Raw genomic sequence first — 23,040 nt, forward strand, 5'->3', positions numbered from 1 at the left:
CAGGAGCTGGCCTTTTGACCTGTTCAGTTTATGATCCACAATCGCTAGACTGCGTGATGCTCGTACTATAAATGCAATCGGGTTTCGGATATGCTGGCTCCCGTTTTTATTTCTTTTCTGAGCATAGCTTCACGCCAGCGACAATACAAATCCCAGGCGGCCCCGTTTTCCAGCAGCGGTTTGCAGGTGTACAAACCCTCCTCTATGGAGTCGACTCGCCCTGCAACGAACAGCCGGACCGCGCCGTTGAGTAGCACTTGATTCGAAAAAGCTATAGGAGCTGTGCCTTGTAGCACTTCCTCCGTTATGCGTAGCTGTTCGGCTGGCGTCCAGTTATGCTCTGGTACCACCGAATCCAGCCCGTACATTTCCGGATCAATAACCTGCAGTGACACTTCGCCGTTAGCAAGCAGGTAAGTCCGGGTCGGCCGATCGATGAACAGGTCCTCCGATCCTTCGCTCCCCTGGACGATCAGAGCCCTGCGATAATTCAGATTTTGCATAAGTTTCGCCGTCTTATCGAACACGGTATTGTGGAAAACGCCGAATACGATATACGGAGAAGCACCGTAATCAACCAGTTTCTCGGTTGTGTTCAGCACCGTGCGCAGCCCTAGCTCTTCGCGAATAGTACGCAGCTCTCTCAGAGGTGTGCACCACTGCTCGGAGGCTGCGAATAATACGCCTGTCAGCTTTGCGGCGTGAATGGCGGTTTCGTGTGTCATGTTTTCAGATGTTATCCCTATTTCCTGCAGCAAAAGGGGGAGTGTAATACCCCATTTGGGAGGAAGGGGCGCACTTCCGTGCATTGTCACTGGGACCCCGTGCGCGGCAACTAGAAAAGCGGTGGCAAAGGTGGCGATAAATGATGATTTTCTGCCATCGTAGGGACCTGCGAAATCTATACCCTCCTGCATCGGGAAGCGATGGGCGTATTTGCGACAGACGTTGACGAATGCTTCCAACTCGGCGATGCTCTCCATTTTGATGCGTTCCGCGGCAAAGAAGGCCCCGATTTGTGCAGGTGTTGCCGACCGGGTCATAATAAGCTCGGCAGCGGCTTCGGCTTCGATGTAATTCAAATCCCGGGCGCCTCTTTTGCCGCGTCCAACCTCTTTTAATATTTCAATAATGTTCATATTAAGGCCCCTTTCAAATCTATGCCTTTAGCATTTGCTGTGCTTTGACGATGGAGATGGCCACATCAACGATCCGCTTACGCTCATTCATTGCTTTTTTTCGCAGCAGATCGTATGCTTCCGCTTCCGGAATGCCGTTTACTTCGCCAAGTATTCCTTTGGCCATGTCAATCCATTTGCGCTCTTCCAGCCGAGCGGTCAGTTGTTTACGTTCACTTAGCCAGTGCTGGCGTTCGAAAAAGCGCTTGGCGCTAAAGTGAAGAGCCCAATTCAGCTCATGTGCTGCCATAGCAGGGATTAAAATGCCGTCGACGGGAACATTGGCTTCACAGGATTCCGTCGATGACAGAGCAGATTCCGGGCTGCACCACCAGAGCAGTGGGATTGCTTTGGCTTGCTCCAGCCTGCCGGACCATGTGCTGATGGCACCGACAGGTATATTCAGTACAGCCGCATCCGCATCATGAATTAGCTGTTTAATTTCAGATGCATCACGGCAGGGTAGCGTCACATATCCGTTGGACTCCAAAAGGTGCTCAGGCCCTGCCTGCCGTGAGGAAACGGCGTGCGCCTGCCCGGATACATGCTCTGAATGTGAGTGAATTACCAACAAGGAACGCAAGCGGGCTCCTCCTTTCTGTAACATAAAGGTAGTTAGCGATGGGGGAAGTCAGATGGTATTTCCTGATAACAAACATGACATAGGTTTTTGTCTGTCTACGTATTTTTTGATCATTATCAAGTGAGAACGGACTTTTAATCCATTTTGGCGTGTTTTCGTCTGAAAATCAATCCAAACTTTATAAAAAAGTGATATTTCACACGTCATAAATATGTTACATGATGATAAAATATAATTTTCCATAAGATAACGCGTAAGGAATATTGACATCTAACTTGAATCATTATATATTGGCTACAGTACTTTTTAATTCCATACTCTGATGGATACAACGGCGTATTCGATGAAACGGCAATGGAGCCTGTTTTCGCATGTGGAGGGATGTTTTGAATTCCCCTATGTGAAGCAGGCTTTTTATGTTTTGAGGATATGAATGGAAGGGGAGTGACCTGATGAACCACATCAAAAAGTTAGTGCTGGTCGGCAACGGAATGGCGGGGATACGCACCCTCGAACATTTGCTGAAGATTGCTCCGGGTGCCTATGACATTACGGTATTCGGGGCCGAGCCTCATCCGAACTATAACCGGATCATGCTGTCCTCCGTTTTGGCTGGAGGGGCTGGTTTGCAGGATATTGTCATCAACGACTGGAGTTGGTATGAAGACAATCATATCCGGTTGTATACAGGTGATCCTGTCACAGCTATCGACACGGACAAGCGGCAGGTGATGTCACGCTCCGGCGTATGCGTCTCTTATGATTTACTGTTGTTGGCAACAGGCTCCAAAGCCTTCATTCTGCCGCTTCCAGGAGCCGACAAGGATGGTGTTATCGGCTTCAGGGATATCCGTGACTGTGAAACGATGATGGAGACGGCGAAGACGCACAAAAAAGCAGCCGTCATCGGCGGCGGATTGCTTGGGCTAGAGGCAGCCAGGGGACTGCTCAACTTGGGGATGGACGTTACGGTTATTCATATTCACGAACATATTATGGATCGGCAACTGGATGAGGCGGCTTCCCTTATGCTAAGGCGCGAGCTGGAGGAGCAGGGAATGACTTTTCTGGTCAATAAGCGGACGGCGGCTATTACGGGCCGTCGCCGCGTGGAAGGATTGAAATTTGCCGACGGCAGTGAGCTGGAAGCGGATCTGATCGTTATGGCGGTAGGCATCAAACCAGACATTGAACTGGCGGTGTTGGCGGGAATCCCTGTAAACCGCGGGATCATCGTAAATGATCACATGGAAACGAATATCCCCGGCATCTACGCCGTTGGAGAATGCGCAGAACACCGGGGAATCACTTACGGGCTGGTTGCTCCATTATATGAGCAAGGTGGTGTACTGGCTCAGCGACTTGCGGGAATGGAGACTCCCGGCTACAGTGGTTCTGTTACCTCGACAAGGTTGAAGGTATCGGGTGTCGATGTGTTTTCAGCAGGGGATTACAAGGATGAACCGGGAACACGTTCCCTGCGGTATCAGGATGATATTGGTGGCGTCTACAAAAAAATCGTAATCAAGGAAGAGAAACTGATCGGAGCTGTTCTGTTTGGGGATACGTCTGACGGAGCCATGCTGTTTTCTTTGATCAAAAGTGGCGAGTCGGTGGTTGGCCGAGAGAAAGAGTTACTACTTGGCTTCAATCCCGGTCAACCTGAAGCTAATGGCGTCATGATGCTGGAGCAGATGCCTGATGACGAAATTGTATGCGGATGTAATGGTGTATCCAAGGGTGACATTGGAGAGGCGGTTGCGGCTGGCTGCCGGAGTGTCGGGGAGATTAAGGCATGCACGAAGGCATCGGCATCATGTGGCGGATGCAAGCCATTAGTGGAGGGACTCTTACAGCTATACGCAGGCGCAGAAACCGGAGAAACGATGAAAGAGGGGATTTGTGGTTGTACGACGCTTGACCGGGAAGCGATCATTGATGGCATTCGGGAAATGGGATTGAAGAGCGGCAAAGAAGTGATGAATGTGCTGGGATGGAACGAACCGGAAGGTTGCACTAAATGCCGGCCGGCCCTCAATTATTATCTAGGTATGCTATGGCCACTGGATTATGAGGATGAGAAGGAATCTAGATTCACCAATGAACGGTACCATGCCAATATCCAGAAAGACGGCACATATTCCGTCGTACCCCGTATTTACGGAGGAGTTACTTCTCCTGCGGACTTGAAGAAAATTGCTGCTGTCGCGGAGAAATACAATGTGCCTCTGGTGAAATTTACGGGCGGACAACGTCTTGACCTGCTTGGTGTGAAAAAGGAGGATTTGCCGGGTATCTGGTCCGAGTTGGATATGCCGTCTGGGCATGCCTACGGGAAGACGCTGCGAACGGTTAAGACATGCGTCGGTAACACCTTTTGCCGCTTCGGCACTCAGGACGCTATGGGCATGGGCATCCGGTTGGAAAAGGCATTTGAACGTCTGAATGCGCCATCCAAAGTTAAACTGGCTGTGTCTGGTTGTCCGCGGAACTGCGCCGAAGCGACGATCAAGGATTTGGGCGTCGTCGCTATTGACGGTGGCTGGGGGATCTACGTCGGGGGTAACGGCGGTATTAAGGTACGGGCGGCTGAACTGCTTTGTACCGTTAAAACGGAGGATGAAGTGATGGAATGGACCGGTGCTTACTTGCAATATTATCGTGAGCAGGCGAATTGGAACGAGCGTACAGCCCACTGGGTGGAACGAGTCGGGTTGGAATCCATCAAGCAGGCACTTGCGAATGAGGAGACGAGACAGCAACTGGTGAGCAGAATTGAGGAAACGCTAAGCACGACGACTGATCCGTGGCACGAAATCATTCATAACGAAGAGCTACGCAAGAATTTTGTGCGGCTGCCAGAGCTTAAGCCAGTAACGGAATAGGGGGCTGATTACAATGGAGACCAATATCACAACCAGCAGAATCAGGATAGCCGATCTGAACGAAATTGACCGACGTGGAGCAAGGACAGTTCGCATTCATAATACAGAGATAGCCGTATTCCGCCTGAGCGACGGCAGCGTGCGTGCGCTTGAGAATCGTTGCCCGCACAAAGGGGGACGGTTATCCGAAGGAATGATATGTGGGTCAGCAGTCCATTGTCCGCTCCATGACTGGAAAATCGACCTATCCACCGGAAGGGTGCTAGAGCCGGATACTGGATGTGTGACCGCTTACCCCACGGAGATTGACAATGAGAGCGGAGCTGTTTATATCGTAATCTAAGGGTTCTGTGTAAATTAAGCTGAGCATACAGGAAAGCCGACCCTATTTTCCGGTCGGCTTTTTATCTTCTAAGTATGATTAACGAAGAATCGCTAAACAATTGACTCAATATGTATAGGTAATCTGTTTTGCTCTTCTTATAGTACCCAATTGATCTCTAAATAAACAAAAAAGCCTTGAGTATCAAGGCTTTTGACGTATAGGACGGATGGGGATCGAACCCATGACCCTTACCCTGTCAAGATAATGCTCTCCCGCTGAGCTACCGTCCTTCGGTTATTAGATAATATCATGTATTAACCATAAATGTAAAGTAGAAAAATAGAAATTAGATTGTACTTCATTACCGTTTTTATATATAATTCAAATTTAGTGGGTTTGCAAATGGAAGCAATGATAAGGGGGAGCGGATGATGGCCGCAGAGATTATTAGTGTAACGACAGAAGAACAGCTACAGGCAGCGCTATTGATCCGTACGAAGGTGTTTGTCGAGGAGCAGAAAGTTCCTATCGATATTGAAATTGACCATTATGACAAGCTGGGGGATACTGCACATCATTTGCTGATCTCTGATCATGGTGAGATGGTGGCAACGGGACGCTTGACCTATTATGAGGAAGAAACAGCTAAAATGCAACGCATTTCGGTTCTCAAGGAGCATCGCTCCGGGGGTTACGGACGTATATTACTGCTGGCTCTGGAGGAACGCGCACGTGAGCTGGGGCTGCGATATTCGTTACTGGATGCTCAATGTCAAGCTGAAAAGTTTTACGAGAAGCTCGGTTACGAGACGATTTCGAAAGAACCTTTTGACGATGCCGGGATTCCACATGTTCGCATGCGCAAAAAGCTGTAGCTCGTGGTACAAGGATGCATATAATTCTGCAGAGGGTGCATGCTAGTAAAAGTTCCTCCACTATACTATGGATAAGGAGCGATGCAGCATGGCTAATGCAGAACGGGAACAAATTATGGCAGTACGTAAAAACGGTGATGGTGATCTGATGTCATTTCAGACGTCTACCGGACGGGTTTTGGATTACAGTCAGGCTCTGAATGAAATTGAAGCAGGCTCGATTGCCGGGGTCAATGTATTCAAAGCCAAGGATGGAAGCAAACGGATTCGCGGAGATGCTGATGGAGATCCTACGAATAATTTGGATCAGTTGCCGTTGTTCTGACGTTCATTTCAAGCATCTATCGCTAAGCACATAACTACACGCAAGTATATGCCAAAGCCGCCGGGCTCTTTTTCCAGTTGGAAACCCGGCGGCTTTTTGTTATTTCACTTTGTATCCAGTATTATAATTGCTCCGTGCGTTCCAGCTCAACAATGTTGTATACGCGCTGCTGCTCCAGAAAGGACATGACTCCAGCCTTTTCCCTGAATCGCTCCATGTCGTCACTATAGTGCATGAGACGAATCCGCTTTTGAAGTGGGATTGGCAAGCTGAGTAGCTCGTCCAACGTTGTATGAACTTCTCCGGCACCTTGTAATTGAACCTCATGCAAAATGCTGCGACAGCCCCGCTCGTGTACCAGTTGATTCAGCAGGCCGGGATCAAAGGTCATATCCGCACTATAAAAAAGACGGTCATTAATGAACAGGGAGTAGCTGTCTTTACCGGGGATATGATGGGTAGGAATGAGTTCAATTTCGATGCCGGATACCAAGCTGGTAGATCCCCTAGGCGTCAGCACGTTTACCTCAAACACATCCTCCAGTCTGTCAATCATGCCTTGCTGTGACATGCCGCCCTTGAGCGTATTTTCCCATAATGGATGAATTAGCGGTTTTGCGATATAAAGCACGGGTTTACGCCCATAAAGGATGTTCATTTGGAATCCAAACTCTTCCAGTCCTCCGACATGATCGGCGTGAATGTGGGTAATTAGAATGGCGTCAATTTCGGACAATTCGACATCCATTCGATGCAGAGCCAGAGAAGCGGTTGTACCGCAGTCGATCAATAGCTTGCCTGCTCCGCTGTCCAGCAGTGCGTTATTGTTGTAATAGTTTTTGGCAAAGGCACTGCCTGTGCCTAGCATTTGTATGGTCAGGTTCATCCGTATTTCACCCTCCAGGCTTAAATGTGTATAAATCCTCTACAGTCGTATCTTACCATCGATGATGATAGAAATTAAAGATTTCACGCCATATCAAAAACTTTGGACAATTTGTAAAGCACAGCGCAACTTGTGGAACTGAGCTAGGTATAAATGTAAGACAGAAGTTATTTAACAGATGATGATGGAGGGATATCTAGCGATGAAGTGGAGAAAAGTTATGGCCCTAGTGATGGCCTTTTCGATAATGGGAGGGACCGTTATTTCGGCGGAATCCGCCAAGGACCAAGTGAAGCTGATTATTAACGGTGAGGTGTCGAAGGATGGCGCGGTTGTCATTGACGGCAAAACGTATGTGCCCATTCGGGATTTTAACGGGATTGTCAGTTTTGATCCGTCCGGTGGAAAGGTTGTTTTCGACCAACCGAATGTACACATGTTCTTGTTCAAGGGCGATACGGTGTTTGGCAACGTGAATAAAGGTAACAAAGTGAAATTCAATGTATTCAGTCAGATTGATACGTTGAAAGCGGATATCTCCGGAGTGAAGGTAGCGATCACCGATCCTGCGGGTAACGTGAAGGATATTCAGTCCCAGGATATCAGCGGAGCACAAAAGGATAACTTCTGGTTCCGTACAAACGACTTTACGTATGATTTCAAAACAGCAGGGAATTACCGGGTCGGTTTCTACATTAAAGAAAGCAAAGACAGCAGCTATACCCTGGTGTCCGAAAAAGTCATTACAGCGATAAATTAGGCATACCACAAATTGACCTGTACCCTTGATCATGTTACGATACGGGGGAAAATAAAACAATTTGAAGGTAGGTATTTCCATGAGTGATCACAAACATGAACACGGTGAAGCCTGCAACCACGATCATGACCACGAACATGAAGAAATGGTTCTTACGCTAACTGATGAAAATGGCAAAGATGTAGAAATGGTGCTTGTAGAGACCTTTGACGTAGAAAATCACGTTTACGCTCTCCTGTTGGAGCGCGGCAATCCTGAAGCAGATGGCATTATTCTTCGTATGGAAGAAGAAAACGAAGAAATGGTGCTTTACAATATCGAGGATGAAGATGAATGGAAACGTGTTGAAGAGGCTTACAGCGAGCTGGTTGCCCAATACGAGTAGTATTGGACCTAACGGCTCTTACAGCTTTGTAAGGTAATGAAAAAGCCCCCGTTTGGGGGCTTTTTTTGTTAAGCTTTTTTAGGATGCTTGTAAGACTTTCCAGGCTTGTTAAGGTTCAGGAAGGATTAGGAAATAGCGTCCGTTTCAACAATAACCTTCACTTGATGTACGGTACGGTCCTCCGGTCCTTTTACAGGCAGGCCTACTTCCACATGATCGACAATATAATCAATATTGTCCTGTGAGATCACTTCTCCCGGCAGTAGGATCGGAATACCTGGCGGATATACATAAATGAATTCTGCAATAATGCGTCCAGCAGATTCCTTGAATGGTACCACTTCCGTATCTCCGTAAAAAGCGTCTCTCGGAATCAGGGAGAGCTGCGGGATTTCCTGTATTTTTACATCCAGTTCATGCTGCTGACCTGTAGAATAATGAATAGCAGCCAGCTCACGCAGAGCCTTCAATAAAATCTCAATGTCCTCTTTCGTATCCCCGGGGGTCACCAGACAGAGAATATTGTACATATCGCTAAGCTCAACCTCGATATTGTAGTTTTCTCTCAGCCAATTTTCCACGTCGTACCCAGTAAGGCCTAGATGACGAATATGAATGGTGATTTTGGTCGCGTCATAATTATAGGTTGCCTCTGTACCGAGAATTTCACTGCCAAAGCAATATAATCCTTCAATCTTGTTGACCTCTGCACGGCAATATTCGGCCAAATCAAGCGCACGTTGCGCTATTTCATAGCCATTGAGAGCCAGATTGCGGCGTGATGTGTCCAGAGAAGCCAGCAGGATATAGGAAGTGGAAGTCGTTGTCAGCATACTGAAAATCGTCTGCACACGCTGCGGATTGACATATCCGTTTTTGGTATTCACATTCAGAATCGAGCTTTGTGTCAAGGAACCGCCTAGCTTATGGACGCTTGTAGCTGACATATCTGCTCCCGCTTCCATGGCAGACATCGGCAGATCAGGATGAAAATGAATGAGTACACCGTGGGCCTCATCGACCAGGACCGGCACATTATAGCTGTGAGCGAGATCAACAATTTCTTTCAAATCGGCGCACACACCGTAATATGTCGGGTTGATGACGAGGACGCCCTTGGCGTCAGGATGGCGTTCCAGTGCCCGGCGTACGGACTTGGTTGTAATCCCGTGGTGAATACCAAGATTTTCATCACTGACCGGAGATACGAATACAGGCTTTGCTCCAGACAATATAATGGCAGACATTATAGATTTGTGTACATTTCGGGGTACAATAATTTTATCACCTGGCAAGCAGATGGACATAATCATAGTAATGATAGCTCCACTTGTACCCTGTACACTGTAGTAAGTATAATCTGCTCCATAGGCTTCTGCTGCAAGCTTTTGGGCTTCTTCGATGACACCCGTAGGTTGATGCAGATCGTCCAATGGAGCGATGTTGATCATATCTATCGAAAAGGCATTATCCCCCATAAATTCGCGAAATTCCGGATCTGCGCCCACTCCCTTTTTATGACCTGGGATGTGAAATTGAACCGGGTTGCTCTGAGCGTGCTTTTTCAAAGCAGTAAAAAGCGGGGTGTTGCTTTGATTCATTAGTGTTGTCACAACCTTTCGTGCAGGATTTCGACAATCCTGGCAAGTGATAATAGAACAAAATTGAGTATAGCAGTTTGAAGTAGGAATGCAAGCGGTTGAAGGTGCTTTTATTTGTAAATGAGAGGAGCATGGAGACAACCCGGAATTTATGACGAAAAAACGAAGGTAGAGGATGTGGGACGGATGAAACAAATCGGAAGAGAAAAAAATCCTCGGCGGTTATGGTCTCCCTTTTTTGCGGAATTATGGGTACTGGTATTTCTGGTTGAATTTATGAAGGGATCTCTTCTGGTAGCTATCCTGCCGGTATATATGGGAGAAACGCTCGGACTGTCAGCCGGAATCATCGGTCTGGCCTTTTCGCTCCAGTATTTTGGCGACAATGCGTTCCGGGCACCGGCGGGCTGGATAGCTGAACGGCTCGGCTACCGGGGAACGATGTCGACCGCGTTGCTGTTTACACTTGTTGCGGTGATCATGCTAAGCGTGCTGACAGAGCCAGTGTGGCTCGTAGTTGCCTGTCTGTTGCTCGGTCTGGGCACTTCTCCTCTCTGGCCTTGTGTCATGACTGGAACGACTGAAATGTCCGGGCCTAATAACAGCAATGGTGCGGCGATGGGCACATTGGAAATTGCGTCCATGGGCGGAACAGGAATGGGGCCGCTTGTTATGAATTTCGCTATGGCACATTATGGTCATTCTTACGGAATGGTGTTTATGATTTTGACAGGATGCAGTATTGTGCTGTTGTTGGTCTCCCTAATGCTGCCCGGACGGAAAGAGTCTGCCGACAAAGGAGCGCTGCAACGGAGCGCTTTGGTGTCCTCCGACGGTCTTGCAAAACATAAGCTGAAGCTGCTGGGAGGAATCAAGGAGACCATCAATACACTCAAAACAAAACTAAATGTAAACCCGTTGATTTACCCGGCGCTGTTTTTGCAATCGTTTGTTATCGGTCTAATCAGCCCGGTATTGACGCTGTACGCCCGTACGGACCTCGGGATTTCGCCGAATTTGTACAGTGTACTTCTAATTGCTGGCGGCGGGGTAACGGTGCTGACGCTTATTCCTTGCGGAAAGCTGGTGGATCGGCTGGGAACAGAATACTTTCTGCACGCCGGTTTTTTACTTACCGGGATTACGCTGTTTTTCTTTTCCGCCGTCCGATCCATTCCGCTTGTGTTTGTATCCGTAGCCCTTATCGGCTTGGGCTATGCGCTCATTTTGCCTGCATGGAACACGTTCCTCGCCAAATTGATCCCAGAAAGCGAGCGAGCGACGATATGGGGCTTTTTTCTGACACTCCAAGGTTCAGGTATGGTCATCGGTCCGCTCGTTTCAGGAGTGCTGTGGGACCGCGCAGGACACACAGCTCCATTTATCATCAGCGGAGTTGTAATGCTACTCATGTTCGGCTGTCATCTGGCTTTGGCACGTAATCCGCGCAGAAAGACGGCTGAAGCCTGATTGGTAGCTTGATTAGCCAATATCGGTTACTCTTTCGGAAAAGCCATTCGGTACAGCGGCAGCAAACGCTCAAAAGTAGAACGCACCGTCTGTAGCAGCGCAGGTCCGTCACTGGCGAGCGGGTCGTCCCGGTCAATACGGATACCACACATGACCTCGGCTTTTTTAACCTGTTGCAGCTTGTGGATGATCTTTTGAAAATCTTCATTATCCATGTGCTGTTGTTCTGTGCCTTCCGGAGCCATATGATCCATAGACCAGTAAAAATGATCCGGTAGGTTAGAACACACATCACTCAGGTTGGCTTCGAGCGCCTGTGCAAATGTAGCTTTGTTCGGGCTTTCATAAATAATTGCGAAAATGATGAACAGATGAGAAGAAAACATCCCTACCTCAAAATGTGGCAACGCCTTGTATCCACGCTTGTTTGCCGCCCAAGCTACCCAGGAATCCTTGGGCGGATTTACTTTGCGCCGTGCATGCTTTGCAACGTGAACGTGCATAGGCTCGCCACACAAGTCCGTCAGGAAAGGAGCCAACTCCGCACCAATCGCTTCCAGTTTGGGTCGAACCTGTTCAATCAGTACCTCCATGCGAGGCTCCAGCCCCGGTATTTCAAAAACATCAAAGTCCTTTGCTGTAAATCCACTGAACGTCATACCTTTTCCTCCTGTAACTGGGTTAAGCCATTTCGTGTGGCGTAATATGTCCGATTATAGCATAACGTCAGCAGGCTTGACCGACTTTAGGCCGGGTTTGGGACAAGCGCATAAGGCAAAAGTAGGATTGTGCGTTGTTACTCATAAAAATAGGTCAAATAACCAAGTACCCTTACATAAAATGAAGTATAAAATAGAGCAAGGGAAGATCAAGCGGGAAAGCCGCAGGCTTGCTGTAGCCGGACTTCTTGAATCGGACTTGAAAAAGGAGGGAATGCCGTGAACAAGGGCTGCGAGGTAGAATATTGTAATTTGGAGCTCCGGTTTAGCCGTCGGCATATCCATAATCTGATCAAGGATTTGATATCGGAAGGATATTCGCTGTACTGGAGCGAGGATGAGTCGTACCTGGTGCTGTCGGTAAGGACCGGACGCAAGCTGGTGAAGCTTCGTTTTCAACAATTGCGTACAGGGCACTACAAGTTGGCCGGAGATTATGTGATCCGCGACGCCAAGCTGGCTGAGTGGTTGGAAAAGCTGATTGGAAGCACCCGAGGCCATGCCATTGTCAAAAGAGTCAAGGACCATCATATTTTGGTGGAAAATATTTTGTTCGGTGAGGTCATTCGTCTGGTGGAGGTTACCGGCTTTAAGCAACGCGTTATTTATCAGAAAGGACCAGTGCTGTCAGCGCAGGAGATGGAGGATATGTACATTTCCAATGAGGGAGAGACCCGACTGCTGCTGCTCAGAATGGAAGTGGATGATGAATTGGAGAAGCTTTTCACGGCAATGACAGAGGGAGATACGACCAGAGCCGAGAACTGCCATGAACGCCTGCAAGCGCTATCCCGCCAACTGCTAATGATGGAAGCATAATGATGAGAGAATAGCGTAATTTAAAACGAATCATTATAGGTTAAAAAATGCGTGGTGTTAAGGACCAGTCAAACGTTTTTGCTTAAATCCGTAGATATTGTGCAGATTTGGGTATAACTGAACACCTCATGAAAATGGGGTGTTTTGATCTGCGAATAGACAGGGGTTCACTTCTGACACCAAAAACGTTAAAATAGAATAGCACGTGTTCCGATTCACATAAAGTGTAATGCGGTAAAGCGGCGATATAGAATAAAAAATATGTTGCAAAGGATGAGGAACCAGATGGCAAAACAGCAGATTGGTGTGATCGGCCTGGCGGTAATGGGTAAGAATTTGGCCCTTAATATTGAGAGCAGAGGCTTCACCGTCTCGGTATTTAACCGCTCTCCCGAAAAAACGCACGATCTTATCAAAGAAGCAGAAGGTAAGAAACTGACGGGTACTTTCTCCATTGAAGAATTTGTGAACTCACTGGAATCGCCCCGTAAAATCCTGATCATGGTTCAAGCTGGTAAAGCAACGGATGCCACGATTGAGCAGCTTGTGCCTCATCTGGACAAGGGCGACATTATTATAGACGGAGGCAATGCCTACTTCCCTGATACACAGCGCCGCAGTAAGGAGCTGGAGGAAAAAGGATTCCGCTTTATTGGTACAGGCGTATCCGGTGGCGAAGAAGGTGCCTTGAACGGTCCTGCAATTATGCCAGGTGGACAAGAAAGTGCCTACAAGCTGGTAGAGCCGATTCTGACGGCAATCTCTGCCAAAGTAGAAGGCGACCCTTGCTGTACATATATCGGTCCCGACGGTGCTGGTCACTATGTAAAAATGGTGCATAACGGTATCGAGTACGGCGACATGCAATTGATCGGTGAGGCTTATCACCTTTTGAAATCGGTCCTGAATGTGAATGCGGAAGAGCTTCATGAAATCTTCACAGAATGGAATAAAGGCGAGCTGGACAGCTACCTGATCGAAATCACGGCTGACATCTTCTCCCAATATGATTCCGAAACAGGCAAACCAATGGTAGACGTTATTCTGGATGCAGCAGGTCAAAAAGGTACTGGTAAATGGACAAGCCAAAGCGCGCTGGATCTGGGCGTTCCATTGTCCATGATCACCGAATCTGTATTCTCTCGCTTCCTGTCTGCTATGAAAGACGAGCGTATTGCGGCAAGCAAAGTGCTGAGCGGTCCTAATGCTGAATCCTTCATCGGGGACAAAAAAGAATTTATCGAAAGCGTACGTAAAGCATTGTTCGCAAGTAAAATTGTGTCTTATGCTCAAGGCTTTGCACAAATGCGTGCAGCTTCCGATGAATACGATTGGGATTTGAAATACGGAAAAATCGCTATGATCTTCCGCGGCGGTTGCATTATCCGTTCGCAATTCCTGCAAAACATCAAGGATGCGTATGACCGCGATCCTGCTCTGAAAAACCTGTTGCTGGATTCCTACTTCAAAAATGTAGTAGAAACTTACCAAAACGCATGGCGTCAGGTGATTTCCGTAGCTGTATCTCAAGGTATTCCAGTGCCAGGCTTCTCCAGTGCGCTTGCATACTATGACAGCTACCGTACTGAGCGTCTGCCAGCAAACTTGCTGCAAGCACAACGTGACTACTTCGGTGCGCATACGTTCAAACGTGTGGACAAAGAAGGCGTATTCCATCACCAATGGTTCTAATAAATTGATGGATATGTAAGGATAGCATTAATGTAATACAACGGAAGCTTCTTTTGCCCTCTGTGGCGGAGGAAGCTTCCGTTTTTCTTTAGTGGATTGTCTAAGCTTTCGTCACTGTGGTATGATAGGAATAGTTATTTTAACACATCACCGCGTCTAAGCTTTGAGTCACGACGAAAAAGACGGGAAGATCCCGTCTCATTTGGTGGGCAACATTTTATTGCTCTTGTGACCATTGCAGCATACCGCCGGTCATGTTAGTGCAGCCTTCATAACCTAGCTGTTGTAAATATTCGCAGGCTCGTTCGCTGCGATAACCGCTCCGGCAAATAAAGATAATTTCGCCGGTACGTTCAATTTCCTCAAGACGACTTGGAATCTGTCCGAGCGGAATATGCTTGGCACCGTCAATCATGCCTTCCGCTACTTCTTCTGCCTCGCGAACGTCGATCAGTTGCAATTGTTCGCCTGCTTGCAGGCGTGCACGAAGCTCAGAAGGTTCAATCAGGGCGATTTGCGTCATGGCTGGACCTCTTTTCTAATGTAAAATGGGTGCTGCGTGTGTTATTGACGTGTGCAAAACATCACACTCTCTATGTATGATAGCGAAGCTATCTCTAAGCTGTCAATCTGGCTAATCCTAAAGGCGTGTATAGATTAATGAATCGCCGGGATGAAACTCGGGCAGGCTTTGCTTGATATTCAGTGTTTTTTTCTGGTGGTGAAATGAACATCACAGCTTGTATAATTAACGTAAAACGGGTTGGTTAAAATCCAAAAAGGAGCATGTACATTATGGATGTTATCGTTAGACCTACCCCTTCGTTGCAAGGGGAGATTGGGGCCTTGTCCTCCAAAAACTACACTACACGCTATTTGCTGACAGCAGCGCTTGCCGATGGACAAAGTACCATTTATTTTCCGGCACACAGTGAGGACAGTGATGCTATGCGTCGTTGTATCGCTGATTTGGGGGCAGTGCTGGAAGAGGATGATGAAAAAATAGTCATTACGGGCTTTGGCAGCCATCCTCGTGCTGTGAAGGAACTCAATGTAGGTAACGCCGGAGCAGTGCTTCGTTTTTTGATGGGGATCGCATCGCTGTGCCCGGATGTTACTTTCGTTAATACATATCCCGATTCCCTGGGAAAACGACCACATGATGATCTGATCGACGCATTGGGTCAACTGGGTGTACAGGTAGATCATCGTGAAGGCAAGCTTCCGATCCGCATTCAGGGCGGTCAGCCCAAAGGCGGCAAAATTCAGGTATCCGGTTCGGTTAGCTCGCAATATTTGAGCGCCTTGCTATTCCTCACGCCATTATTGGAGGAAGATAGCGAAATTGAGGTGCTGCATGATCTGAAATCCAAGGTGGTTATTGGTCAGACGCTGGAGGTGCTCCAAGAGGCAGGTATTATCATTCATGCAAGTGACGATTACATGTCTTTCCGTGTTCCGGGACGACAATCTTATCAGCCGCGCACGTATACAGTGCAGGGGGATTACCCGGGCAGTGCCGCAGTGCTGGCAGCGGCTGCGGTAACGAACTCGGATGTCACCATCCATCGGTTAAAGGAGCAGAGCAAGCAGGGAGAACGTGCTATTGTAGATGTGCTTCGTATGATGGAAGTACCGCTGACGCACGAGAACGACACAGTTGTCGTGAACGGGAATGGACGTTTGAAGGCCATCGAGTTTGACGGCGATGCTGCAACCGATGCTGTGCTGGCGATGGTGGCTGCCGCTGTATTTGCTGACGGTACGTCCCGTTTTTATAATGTGGAAAATTTGCGGTACAAGGAATGTGATCGCATTACCGATTATTTGAACGAACTGACCAAGGCCGGGGCTCGCGTGGAGGAACGTCAGGCTGAAATTATCGTACATGGCCGACCGGAGGGGGTCGAAGGCGGCGTTGAAATTAACGCACATTTTGATCACCGTGTTATTATGGCTTTGACGGTAGTCGGTCTACGGGCCCAGAAACCGCTGGTAATCAAGGATGCGCATCATGTTGCCAAATCATATCCGCAATATTTTGACCATCTGACGACGCTTGGCGCCTCTGTAGAGTGGGTAAAATAATTGTAGGCTTTAGAAGTGAATAGGAGGGGACAGGATGGCTTTTGAAAATCCGTCAAGAGAAGAGATCAAAAGCATTTTGGAACAAGTAGGCAACATTGCGGTTGTAGGTTTGTCTGATAAATCAGACCGGACCTCGTATATGGTGTCTTATGCGATGCAAAAGCGGGGATACCGTATTATTCCGGTTAATCCTGCGGTAGCGGGGCAAAAGATTTTAGGAGAAACTTGCTATGCAAGTCTCGAAGAAGTACCCGAGCCTGTCGAGCTGGTCAATGTATTCCGTCGCAGTGAGTACTGCGCGGAGGTTGCTCGTGAGGCGGCTGCTATAGGTGCGAAGGTTTTGTGGCTTCAACAGGGCATTATCAGCCAGGAAGCCGCTGACATTGCGCAGGAACATGGAATGACGGTTATTATGGATCGTTGCATCAAGGTAGAGGATTCCATAACCCAAGCAGTACGTAAAGGATAATCTGGACATGAAGAAAAAACCTTCGCCCCTATGAAATACGGGGAGAAGGTTTTTGGTGTGTGGAAATTGGGCTATATTATGCTTACAGGAATCCATATAATGTATGTATGCCATTTTTGTGATATTATCTTGGTGAATGAGCTTAATCGACCGCTGCTCCATATTGTCGAGACGAGTGTCTATGCTGTTAAAGCGTTGATCCATATTTCTTTTAAAAGTGTTTCACTCATGCTGCATCCCCCTTTGTTTCAGAATAACATGGTCCAAACTGATAAACACGCAAAATATAACTTAAATAAGATGTTTGAATAGAGCTATTTCAGACCTGAAAAGCGTATATAAGTATTTTTTATCAAGCAAGAGAATCGCTTTGACAAAAGTATTTATTCGACTTACCATCAGGGATAGAAAGGAGAGGAATGCCATGAATTGGCTCGGATCCTTACAACAGCTTGGTCGGGCTGTCATGCTCCCGACGATGGTGTTACCGGCTGCTGCTATATTACTAAGTCTCGGCAGCCTTCCCTGGTCCACGTGGGGATTTCCAATGGTGTCTGAAATGGCTAATGCAGCAGGGCGGGGGATTTTTTATTTTTTGCCGTACTTGTTTGCGGTTGGTGTAGCACTCGGCATGTCGAATCAGGCAGGTCAGGCGGGACTGGCGGCATTGGCTGGTATGGCTATATATGATCAGGTCACATTGAGATTTGGAAACGGACTCATTCATCCGGCGACGCTCATTGGCATCATTTTAGGTGTCATTTCAGGGGTGGCGTATAACCGCTTCAAAAGCATCAAGCTGCCCGAGGTACTCCAATTTTTTGGAGGGACTCGATTTGTTTTACTGCTAATTGGCTTGTTCTCCGCCGTGTTCGCAGGACTGATGCTGATAGTGGCACCACTCATTCAGAGAGGATTGCAATTTATAGCAGGTCTGGAATTGAGTCTGGGCGGCTTCGGATTGTTTATTTACGGTATTTTGTATCGGGTGCTGGCGGCTTTTGGCCTTCATCATCTGCTTAATAATATATTCTGGTTTCAACTAGGTACATATAAAACACCGTCAGGAAACATAGTGCAGGGGGATTTACCCCGATTTTTTGCTGGCGATCCAACGGCGGGCTATTTTATGTCAGGGTTGTTTCCGATTATGATGTTTGCGATTCCAGCCATTGCGCTGGCGATTATTCAGGAAGCGCGTGAAGATTTGAAACCGAAGGTGCAAAAGACGTTTTTGACTGCTGCACTCGTCTGCTTTTTTACTGGTGTATCAGAACAAATTGAGTTTGCCTTTTTGTTTGCTGCTCCTTATTTGTTCCTTGTTCATGCAGTGATGTCAGGTCTGGCCATGTGGCTTACTTTTGAGCTGGATATTCATCACGGTTTTTCATATTCAGCGGGTTTTATAGATTACGTGCTCAATTTCCATCTGTCACATAACGCCTGGTTGTTGATTCCGTTAGGCGTGGCGTATGGGCTGGTGTATTATGTGCTATTCCGCTGGGCGATTCGGAGGTTCCGTATTCCCACTCCAGGCCGCGAGGAAGGTTCGGTTCTGGAGGATTGGGCAGGCAATATTCCCTACAGCGCACCGCTCATTTTGGAGGCGCTTGGAGGGAAGGAAAATATTGTTCGGGTGGAAGCCTGCATTACACGGTTGCGCCTTACCGTCCACAATGACCGGCTGATTGATACCGGAGCGATAAAAGCTTTGGGCTCGGCTGGACTCATCAACCTGGGAGGGGGCAACTTGCAGGTTGTGTTCGGGACGTATTCGGAGCTGATTCGTGAGGAAATCGCAAAGCTTATGGAGCGTGATCTTCCTCAAGTGTTGTTCAACGCCCCTGTGCATGGAAAAATGCTGCCGATTCACGAGGTACCGGACAAAATTTTTGCAACGAAGCTGGTCGGGGACGGAGTTGCTTTTGTTCCCGAACGAGGTGAACTTGTGTCTCCGGTGTATGGTACGGTTATGCATCTGTATCCGACCATGCACGCTTTAGGCATCTCTACACGAGAGGGAATTGAGGTTCTGCTTCATATAGGGATTGATACTTCACAGCTAAAAGGGAATTTTACTGCTATGGTAGAAGCAGGCGATACGGTGGAACCGGGACAATTGCTGATCAAATTTGATTTGCAGGCACTGCGGGAACAAGCTCCATCGTTAGTGACCCCCATGGTCATTACGAACCCGGATCGCGTGAAGTCATGGAGCTTTGCTCCGTTTAAAACAGTGAAAAAAGGTCAGGCCTCGGTAATGTCCGTTGTGCTGCATGACAGGAATGTTGGAGGGGTAGAGACATGATAGAAGGCATCGGCGCCGCAGCAGGTGTGGCAATCGGGAAGGCTTTTGTCCTGCCGAGCTGGGAGTGGGATTTACCTGAGCAGAAAATGGATGCGGTGGATCTCGCAAAGGAATTCGAGCGTTTGTATGAAGGGATCCGCACATCCAAAAGTGAAATCCAGTTTATTAAGGATGAGTTTCGGGAAATGGTGGGACCGGAGGAATCCAGCATTTTTGATGCGCATCTGGCTATATTGGAGGACCCTGAATTCATGAACGAGGTTCGTGGAATCATCGAGCGCCAATACAAAGCAGCCGAGGTAGCTGTTAAGGAAGCAATTGATCATTTTGTGACGATGTTTGATCTGCTGGATGATGAGTATATGAAGGAGCGGGCAATCGACATCAAGGATGTGGGGAACCGACTGCTCAAGCATTTACTGGGTGCGCCGGAAGTAACTCTTCCGAAGGACACACAGCCTTACATTCTGGTAGCCAAGGAGCTTTCTCCGTCTCAATCAGCCCATTTGAATCCAAGCTATGTATTAGGAATTGTGACTATGAACGGGGGCAAAACATCGCATTCTGCGATCATGGCCCGTGCGATGGGTATTCCGCTCGTTTCGGGACTGGAGAGCAACCTCAATTTACCTGTCCAGACGGGGGATATGATGGTTGTCGACGGAGACTTGGGTAAGGTTTATGTGAACCCGGAAAAATCCATTATTGATCATTATACGGCATTACGTGATGAGCAGCGCCGCAGAAAAGAACAGCTTCAGGTGCTCGCTTCCGTGGAAGCCGTGACCAAGGATGGAACTGAACTGAGGCTGGCAGCTAATATCAGCTCTGTCAAGGAACTGGAGGCGGCATTGAAGCATGGAGCGCAGGGTGTGGGACTGTTCCGCACGGAATTTTTATATATGGATCGAAACTCCGCACCGGATGAAGATGAGCAGTATGAAGTGTATCGGCTGGTAGCAGAAAAGGCAGGAAACCACTCCGTTGTTATCCGTACATTGGATATCGGCGGGGATAAGCCGTTGGACTATCTTCAACTGCCGGAGGAGGAAAATCCGTTTTTAGGCTATCGCGCTATACGTATCAGTCTCGATTGGAAGGAATTATTCAAGACTCAATTGACAGCTATTTTACGTGCTAGTGCGGCAGGGAATATCAAGGTTATGTATCCTATGATTTCATCGGTGGAGGAGATCCGTCAGGCGGATGCGATCTTGAAGGAAGCTATGGCGGATTTGGATGCGAGAGGCCTTGCCTATAACCCACATATCCAGCAAGGGATTATGATCGAGGTGCCAGCGGCAGCAATGATTGCCGATCTGCTGGCGGCTGAAACGGATTTTTTCAGTATAGGCACGAATGATCTGGTACAGTATGTGCTGGCCGTAGACCGCATGAACGAGCAGATTGCGCATATGTACCATCCATACCATCCGGCGGTGCTGCGGATGCTGCGTATGACGGCGCAGGCTGCTCATCAGGCAGGGATTGATGTGAGTGTGTGCGGTGAAATGGCAGGAGATGAACGTTCCATTCCCCTGTGGCTAGAGCTGGGAATACATCAGCTTAGCATGTCTCCCCAGTCCTTGCTGCGAGTTAAGCATCGTGTGCTGAACACGTCCGCAGCTGAGGCAACGCTGGTTGCTCAGGCGTGCTTCGGCATGTCTACAGGCGCGGCGATCGAAGACAAGCTGACCGCAGTTAGTGTCAATTGTATTTCAGTTGGGCCTGGACGGCAGTAATTATGCAATTGGCTGTGTAGCTTGTTTTGGAATAAAAAACACCTTCAAAACCGTGGATAACGTGGTGATTTTGAAGGTGTTTTGCTTATTTTATTGGACTGCCTTATTTCTGGGCGTTGTTTGCCAACAGATCGCAAAACGCTTTTCCATATGGCGGAAGGTCAGGTGGGCGGCGGGCAGATACGATATGTCCGTCCGTCACGACAGCCTCGTCCTTCCATATGGCGCCTGCGTTTTCCATATCATCACGGATACCCGGTGTGGATGTTACAGTGACACCGTCCAAAATTTTGGCGGAAATCAGCACCCAGCCTGCATGGCAGATTTGCCCGATAGGCTTTTGGGCGGCGTGAAACTCCTGTACAAGTTGAATCACCTTGGGATAGCGGCGTAGTTTATCCGGCGCCCAGCCTCCAGGGACAAGAATCCCGTCATAATCGCGGCTGTTCAGTTCCTCAAAGGCATATTCCGCTTCAGCAGGTACGCCATATTTTCCAATATATTTTTTACCCTTTTCAGCACCGGCCAAATGCACTTCTGCGCCTTCTTCACGAACACGGTACACAGGGTACCATAGCTCCAGATCCTCGAATTCCTCATCTACCAGGGCGATAACCTTTTTTCCAGCAAGTCTCGACATCTAACCATCCTTTCGTGCGTCACTTGATGACACCGCTGTTTTATAATCTGTACCTCTACATCTTAAGAAAAAGATCACCGGAAGTCTATTCCTCTGCACGTTCTCAGTAATCGACAAGCTCTTTCAAAGCAAGCATTACCATTCTGTAACCCGCTAAACCTTTGGTAATTTGTTCATAGCTGCAAACTGTGGAAGGATTTGAGGTCCCAAAGTCGAAATAAAAAAGGGTGTGAAAAATTTTATAGAGTTAACAAATCTTTTATAGACTAGTAGATAGATATATCTGGATTCTGATGAAATCCTCATATAGCTTGATCCTATGTAATGAGGTGGTTAAATGCATAAGCAATGCCAATGCGGTAAACCGATGGGGCTGGAGTTGAGAAAGGTGATATATGCGGACAAGGTTGAAATTTTACATGTTCCCGTATTTTCATGCCCTTCGTGCTTCTCGAGTGAGGTTTTGCAGCATGTGACGAAGGACATCAAGGAACTGTTACAAAATTTGGGGAGCAAGCCTAATGCTCGGCGTATTTCCTTTGCCCGTAACAACGAGCTGGCTGAAATTATACGCAAGCTGGTGCTGGAGGAAGCGGACAATCCCAATGTAGACTGGCAATTCTCTTTGGAGGAGCGAATGGAGCTTCGAATCAACCTGCTGCTGGACCTTTATCGTTATGCGAGAAGTCTGGGAGATGAGGATTGGATGAACGATGTACAGAAAAGATTGGTGCAATTATCCGGTTTTACCAGTGAATCGGTGTTTATGAATATAAAAAACTAAAAAAAATGAAAATTTTCATGGTCACCATTGGATTTTACATGTTCTTTTTGTTACGATGTGAATAGGCCATACGACAAGACACAGAAAGGAATGTATATCCAATGGTGACGATGACGAAAATGACTACTGTTCAACAATTAAATTCGGCACTGGAAGCGTCATCAGACAAGCCGTTGCTTCTCTTTAAACATAGCACACGCTGTCCGATTAGTTCCCGCGCACATCAGGAGATGGAATCCTACTTGCAAGGCACTCCCGACGAAAATATTGAATACGGTATCATTTATGTAGTAGAAGACCGGCCGGTGTCCAATGAGGCTGCGGACAGGCTCCAGGTGAAGCATGAATCGCCGCAGGCCATCTTAATAAGGGACGGAGAGGCTGTCTGGCATACATCCCATTCGAATATTACAGCCCATGCGCTCCACGATCATCTCACATAGGCAGAATGAGCGCAGTCGTTGCATAAAGTAGTATTTTGTCGTATCATGGTTCTAATTAGTTGA

The 23,040-nt window shown here is 47.8% G+C and carries 22 protein-coding genes and 1 tRNA gene; 15 read left to right on the forward strand and 8 right to left on the reverse strand.

From position 1 onward, the window contains the following. Positions 1-65: 65 nt before the first annotated feature. Together ACQ4MX_RS25370 and ACQ4MX_RS25375 are read right to left on the reverse strand one after the other, a co-directional pair. A complete protein-coding gene (locus ACQ4MX_RS25370) occupies positions 66-1,139 on the reverse strand; it encodes an anthranilate phosphoribosyltransferase (protein WP_431087961.1) in 1,074 nt (357 codons plus the stop codon). Positions 1,140-1,158: 19 nt separating this feature from the next. Then, entirely contained in the window at positions 1,159-1,761 is a 603-nt protein-coding gene (locus tag ACQ4MX_RS25375) for an ANTAR domain-containing response regulator (protein WP_134913564.1), read from the reverse strand. A gap of 452 nt (positions 1,762-2,213) precedes the next feature. Here ACQ4MX_RS25375 and nirB point away from each other — a divergent pair, with 452 nt between their 5' ends. Both nirB and nirD read left to right on the forward strand, forming a co-directional pair. Beyond that, positions 2,214-4,646: a nitrite reductase large subunit NirB gene (gene nirB / locus ACQ4MX_RS25380; RefSeq protein ID WP_431087963.1), complete on the forward strand. Its 2,433-nt coding sequence runs from the start codon at positions 2,214-2,216 to the stop codon at positions 4,644-4,646. A 13-nt stretch (positions 4,647-4,659) separates the two neighbouring features. Next, positions 4,660-4,989, forward strand: a complete 330-nt coding sequence (gene nirD / locus ACQ4MX_RS25385) for a nitrite reductase small subunit NirD (RefSeq protein ID WP_431087966.1) — start codon at positions 4,660-4,662, stop codon at positions 4,987-4,989. Between the two features lie 200 nt (positions 4,990-5,189). Here the strand turns inward: nirD and ACQ4MX_RS25390 are convergent. Beyond that, positions 5,190-5,261: transfer RNA gene (locus ACQ4MX_RS25390), tRNA-Val, on the reverse strand. Between the two features lie 141 nt (positions 5,262-5,402). On the opposite strand from ACQ4MX_RS25390, the gene ACQ4MX_RS25395 reads away from it, so the two are divergent. After that, positions 5,403-5,846, forward strand: a complete 444-nt coding sequence (locus tag ACQ4MX_RS25395) for a GNAT family N-acetyltransferase (RefSeq protein WP_431091410.1) — start codon at positions 5,403-5,405, stop codon at positions 5,844-5,846. Positions 5,847-5,934: 88 nt separating this feature from the next. Continuing rightward, complete coding sequence (locus ACQ4MX_RS25400; protein WP_431087968.1) at positions 5,935-6,171, forward strand: DUF3892 domain-containing protein; 237 nt, start codon at positions 5,935-5,937, stop codon at positions 6,169-6,171. Between the two features lie 121 nt (positions 6,172-6,292). On the opposite strand, the gene ACQ4MX_RS25405 is transcribed toward ACQ4MX_RS25400, so the two are convergent. Continuing rightward, positions 6,293-7,057 (reverse strand): MBL fold metallo-hydrolase, encoded by a 765-nt coding sequence (locus tag ACQ4MX_RS25405; protein ID WP_431087969.1) that lies wholly within the window; start codon positions 7,055-7,057, stop codon positions 6,293-6,295. A gap of 202 nt (positions 7,058-7,259) precedes the next feature. On the opposite strand from ACQ4MX_RS25405, the gene ACQ4MX_RS25410 reads away from it, so the two are divergent. Together ACQ4MX_RS25410 and ACQ4MX_RS25415 are read left to right on the forward strand one after the other, a co-directional pair. Then, positions 7,260-7,817, forward strand: a complete 558-nt coding sequence (locus ACQ4MX_RS25410) for a hypothetical protein (protein ID WP_044648639.1) — start codon at positions 7,260-7,262, stop codon at positions 7,815-7,817. Between the two features lie 79 nt (positions 7,818-7,896). Next, on the forward strand, positions 7,897-8,202 hold the full coding sequence (locus ACQ4MX_RS25415; protein WP_025684269.1) for a DUF1292 domain-containing protein: 306 nt from the start codon (positions 7,897-7,899) through the stop codon (positions 8,200-8,202). 125 nt (positions 8,203-8,327) lie between these two features. Here the strand turns inward: ACQ4MX_RS25415 and ACQ4MX_RS25420 are convergent, their stop codons facing one another. Continuing rightward, complete coding sequence (locus ACQ4MX_RS25420; protein WP_044648638.1) at positions 8,328-9,803, reverse strand: aminotransferase class I/II-fold pyridoxal phosphate-dependent enzyme; 1,476 nt, start codon at positions 9,801-9,803, stop codon at positions 8,328-8,330. Positions 9,804-9,989: 186 nt separating this feature from the next. Between ACQ4MX_RS25420 and ACQ4MX_RS25425 the strand changes: the two genes are divergently transcribed. Beyond that, on the forward strand, positions 9,990-11,273 hold the full coding sequence (locus ACQ4MX_RS25425; RefSeq protein ID WP_431087972.1) for an MFS transporter: 1,284 nt from the start codon (positions 9,990-9,992) through the stop codon (positions 11,271-11,273). A 26-nt stretch (positions 11,274-11,299) separates the two neighbouring features. On the opposite strand, the gene ACQ4MX_RS25430 is transcribed toward ACQ4MX_RS25425, so the two are convergent. Then, positions 11,300-11,932, reverse strand: a complete 633-nt coding sequence (locus tag ACQ4MX_RS25430; protein WP_431087974.1) for a YktB family protein — start codon at positions 11,930-11,932, stop codon at positions 11,300-11,302. A 279-nt stretch (positions 11,933-12,211) separates the two neighbouring features. Here ACQ4MX_RS25430 and ACQ4MX_RS25435 point away from each other — a divergent pair, with 279 nt between their 5' ends. Together ACQ4MX_RS25435 and gndA are read left to right on the forward strand one after the other, a co-directional pair. Then, positions 12,212-12,811: a hypothetical protein gene (locus ACQ4MX_RS25435; protein WP_431087976.1), complete on the forward strand. Its 600-nt coding sequence runs from the start codon at positions 12,212-12,214 to the stop codon at positions 12,809-12,811. 285 nt (positions 12,812-13,096) lie between these two features. After that, positions 13,097-14,503, forward strand: a complete 1,407-nt coding sequence (gene gndA, locus ACQ4MX_RS25440; protein ID WP_431087978.1) for an NADP-dependent phosphogluconate dehydrogenase — start codon at positions 13,097-13,099, stop codon at positions 14,501-14,503. Between the two features lie 217 nt (positions 14,504-14,720). Here the strand turns inward: gndA and ACQ4MX_RS25445 are convergent, their stop codons facing one another. Beyond that, the gene (locus ACQ4MX_RS25445; protein WP_014282339.1) at positions 14,721-15,026 is read right to left on the reverse strand and encodes a rhodanese-like domain-containing protein; all 306 of its coding nucleotides are present in this window, start codon (positions 15,024-15,026) and stop codon (positions 14,721-14,723) included. A gap of 272 nt (positions 15,027-15,298) precedes the next feature. Between ACQ4MX_RS25445 and aroA the strand changes: the two genes are divergently transcribed. From aroA to ptsP, 4 genes are all read left to right on the forward strand, one after another. Then, a complete protein-coding gene (gene aroA, locus ACQ4MX_RS25450) occupies positions 15,299-16,591 on the forward strand; it encodes a 3-phosphoshikimate 1-carboxyvinyltransferase (RefSeq protein ID WP_431087980.1) in 1,293 nt (430 codons plus the stop codon). Between the two features lie 34 nt (positions 16,592-16,625). After that, entirely contained in the window at positions 16,626-17,060 is a 435-nt protein-coding gene (locus tag ACQ4MX_RS25455) for a CoA-binding protein (RefSeq protein ID WP_431087981.1), read from the forward strand. A 424-nt stretch (positions 17,061-17,484) separates the two neighbouring features. Further along, positions 17,485-19,368, forward strand: a complete 1,884-nt coding sequence (locus tag ACQ4MX_RS25460) for a glucose PTS transporter subunit IIA (protein ID WP_431087982.1) — start codon at positions 17,485-17,487, stop codon at positions 19,366-19,368. Then, positions 19,365-21,110: a phosphoenolpyruvate--protein phosphotransferase gene (ptsP, locus tag ACQ4MX_RS25465; protein ID WP_431087985.1), complete on the forward strand. Its 1,746-nt coding sequence runs from the start codon at positions 19,365-19,367 to the stop codon at positions 21,108-21,110. The genes ACQ4MX_RS25460 and ptsP overlap by 4 nt, the downstream gene beginning before the upstream one ends. A 103-nt stretch (positions 21,111-21,213) precedes the next feature. Here ptsP and ACQ4MX_RS25470 read toward each other — a convergent pair whose 3' ends face one another. Beyond that, on the reverse strand, positions 21,214-21,750 hold the full coding sequence (locus ACQ4MX_RS25470; RefSeq protein WP_025684257.1) for a type 1 glutamine amidotransferase domain-containing protein: 537 nt from the start codon (positions 21,748-21,750) through the stop codon (positions 21,214-21,216). A gap of 337 nt (positions 21,751-22,087) precedes the next feature. Between ACQ4MX_RS25470 and ACQ4MX_RS25475 the strand changes: the two genes are divergently transcribed. Beyond that, complete coding sequence (locus ACQ4MX_RS25475; protein ID WP_431087987.1) at positions 22,088-22,534, forward strand: hypothetical protein; 447 nt, start codon at positions 22,088-22,090, stop codon at positions 22,532-22,534. A gap of 101 nt (positions 22,535-22,635) precedes the next feature. Then, positions 22,636-22,977 (forward strand): bacillithiol system redox-active protein YtxJ, encoded by a 342-nt coding sequence (ytxJ, locus tag ACQ4MX_RS25480; RefSeq protein WP_431087988.1) that lies wholly within the window; start codon positions 22,636-22,638, stop codon positions 22,975-22,977. The last annotated feature ends 63 nt before the right edge of the window (positions 22,978-23,040 follow it).

The organism is Paenibacillus sp. 8b26, assembly GCF_050626875.1.
In the GTDB taxonomy this organism is placed as follows: domain Bacteria; phylum Bacillota; class Bacilli; order Paenibacillales; family Paenibacillaceae; genus Paenibacillus.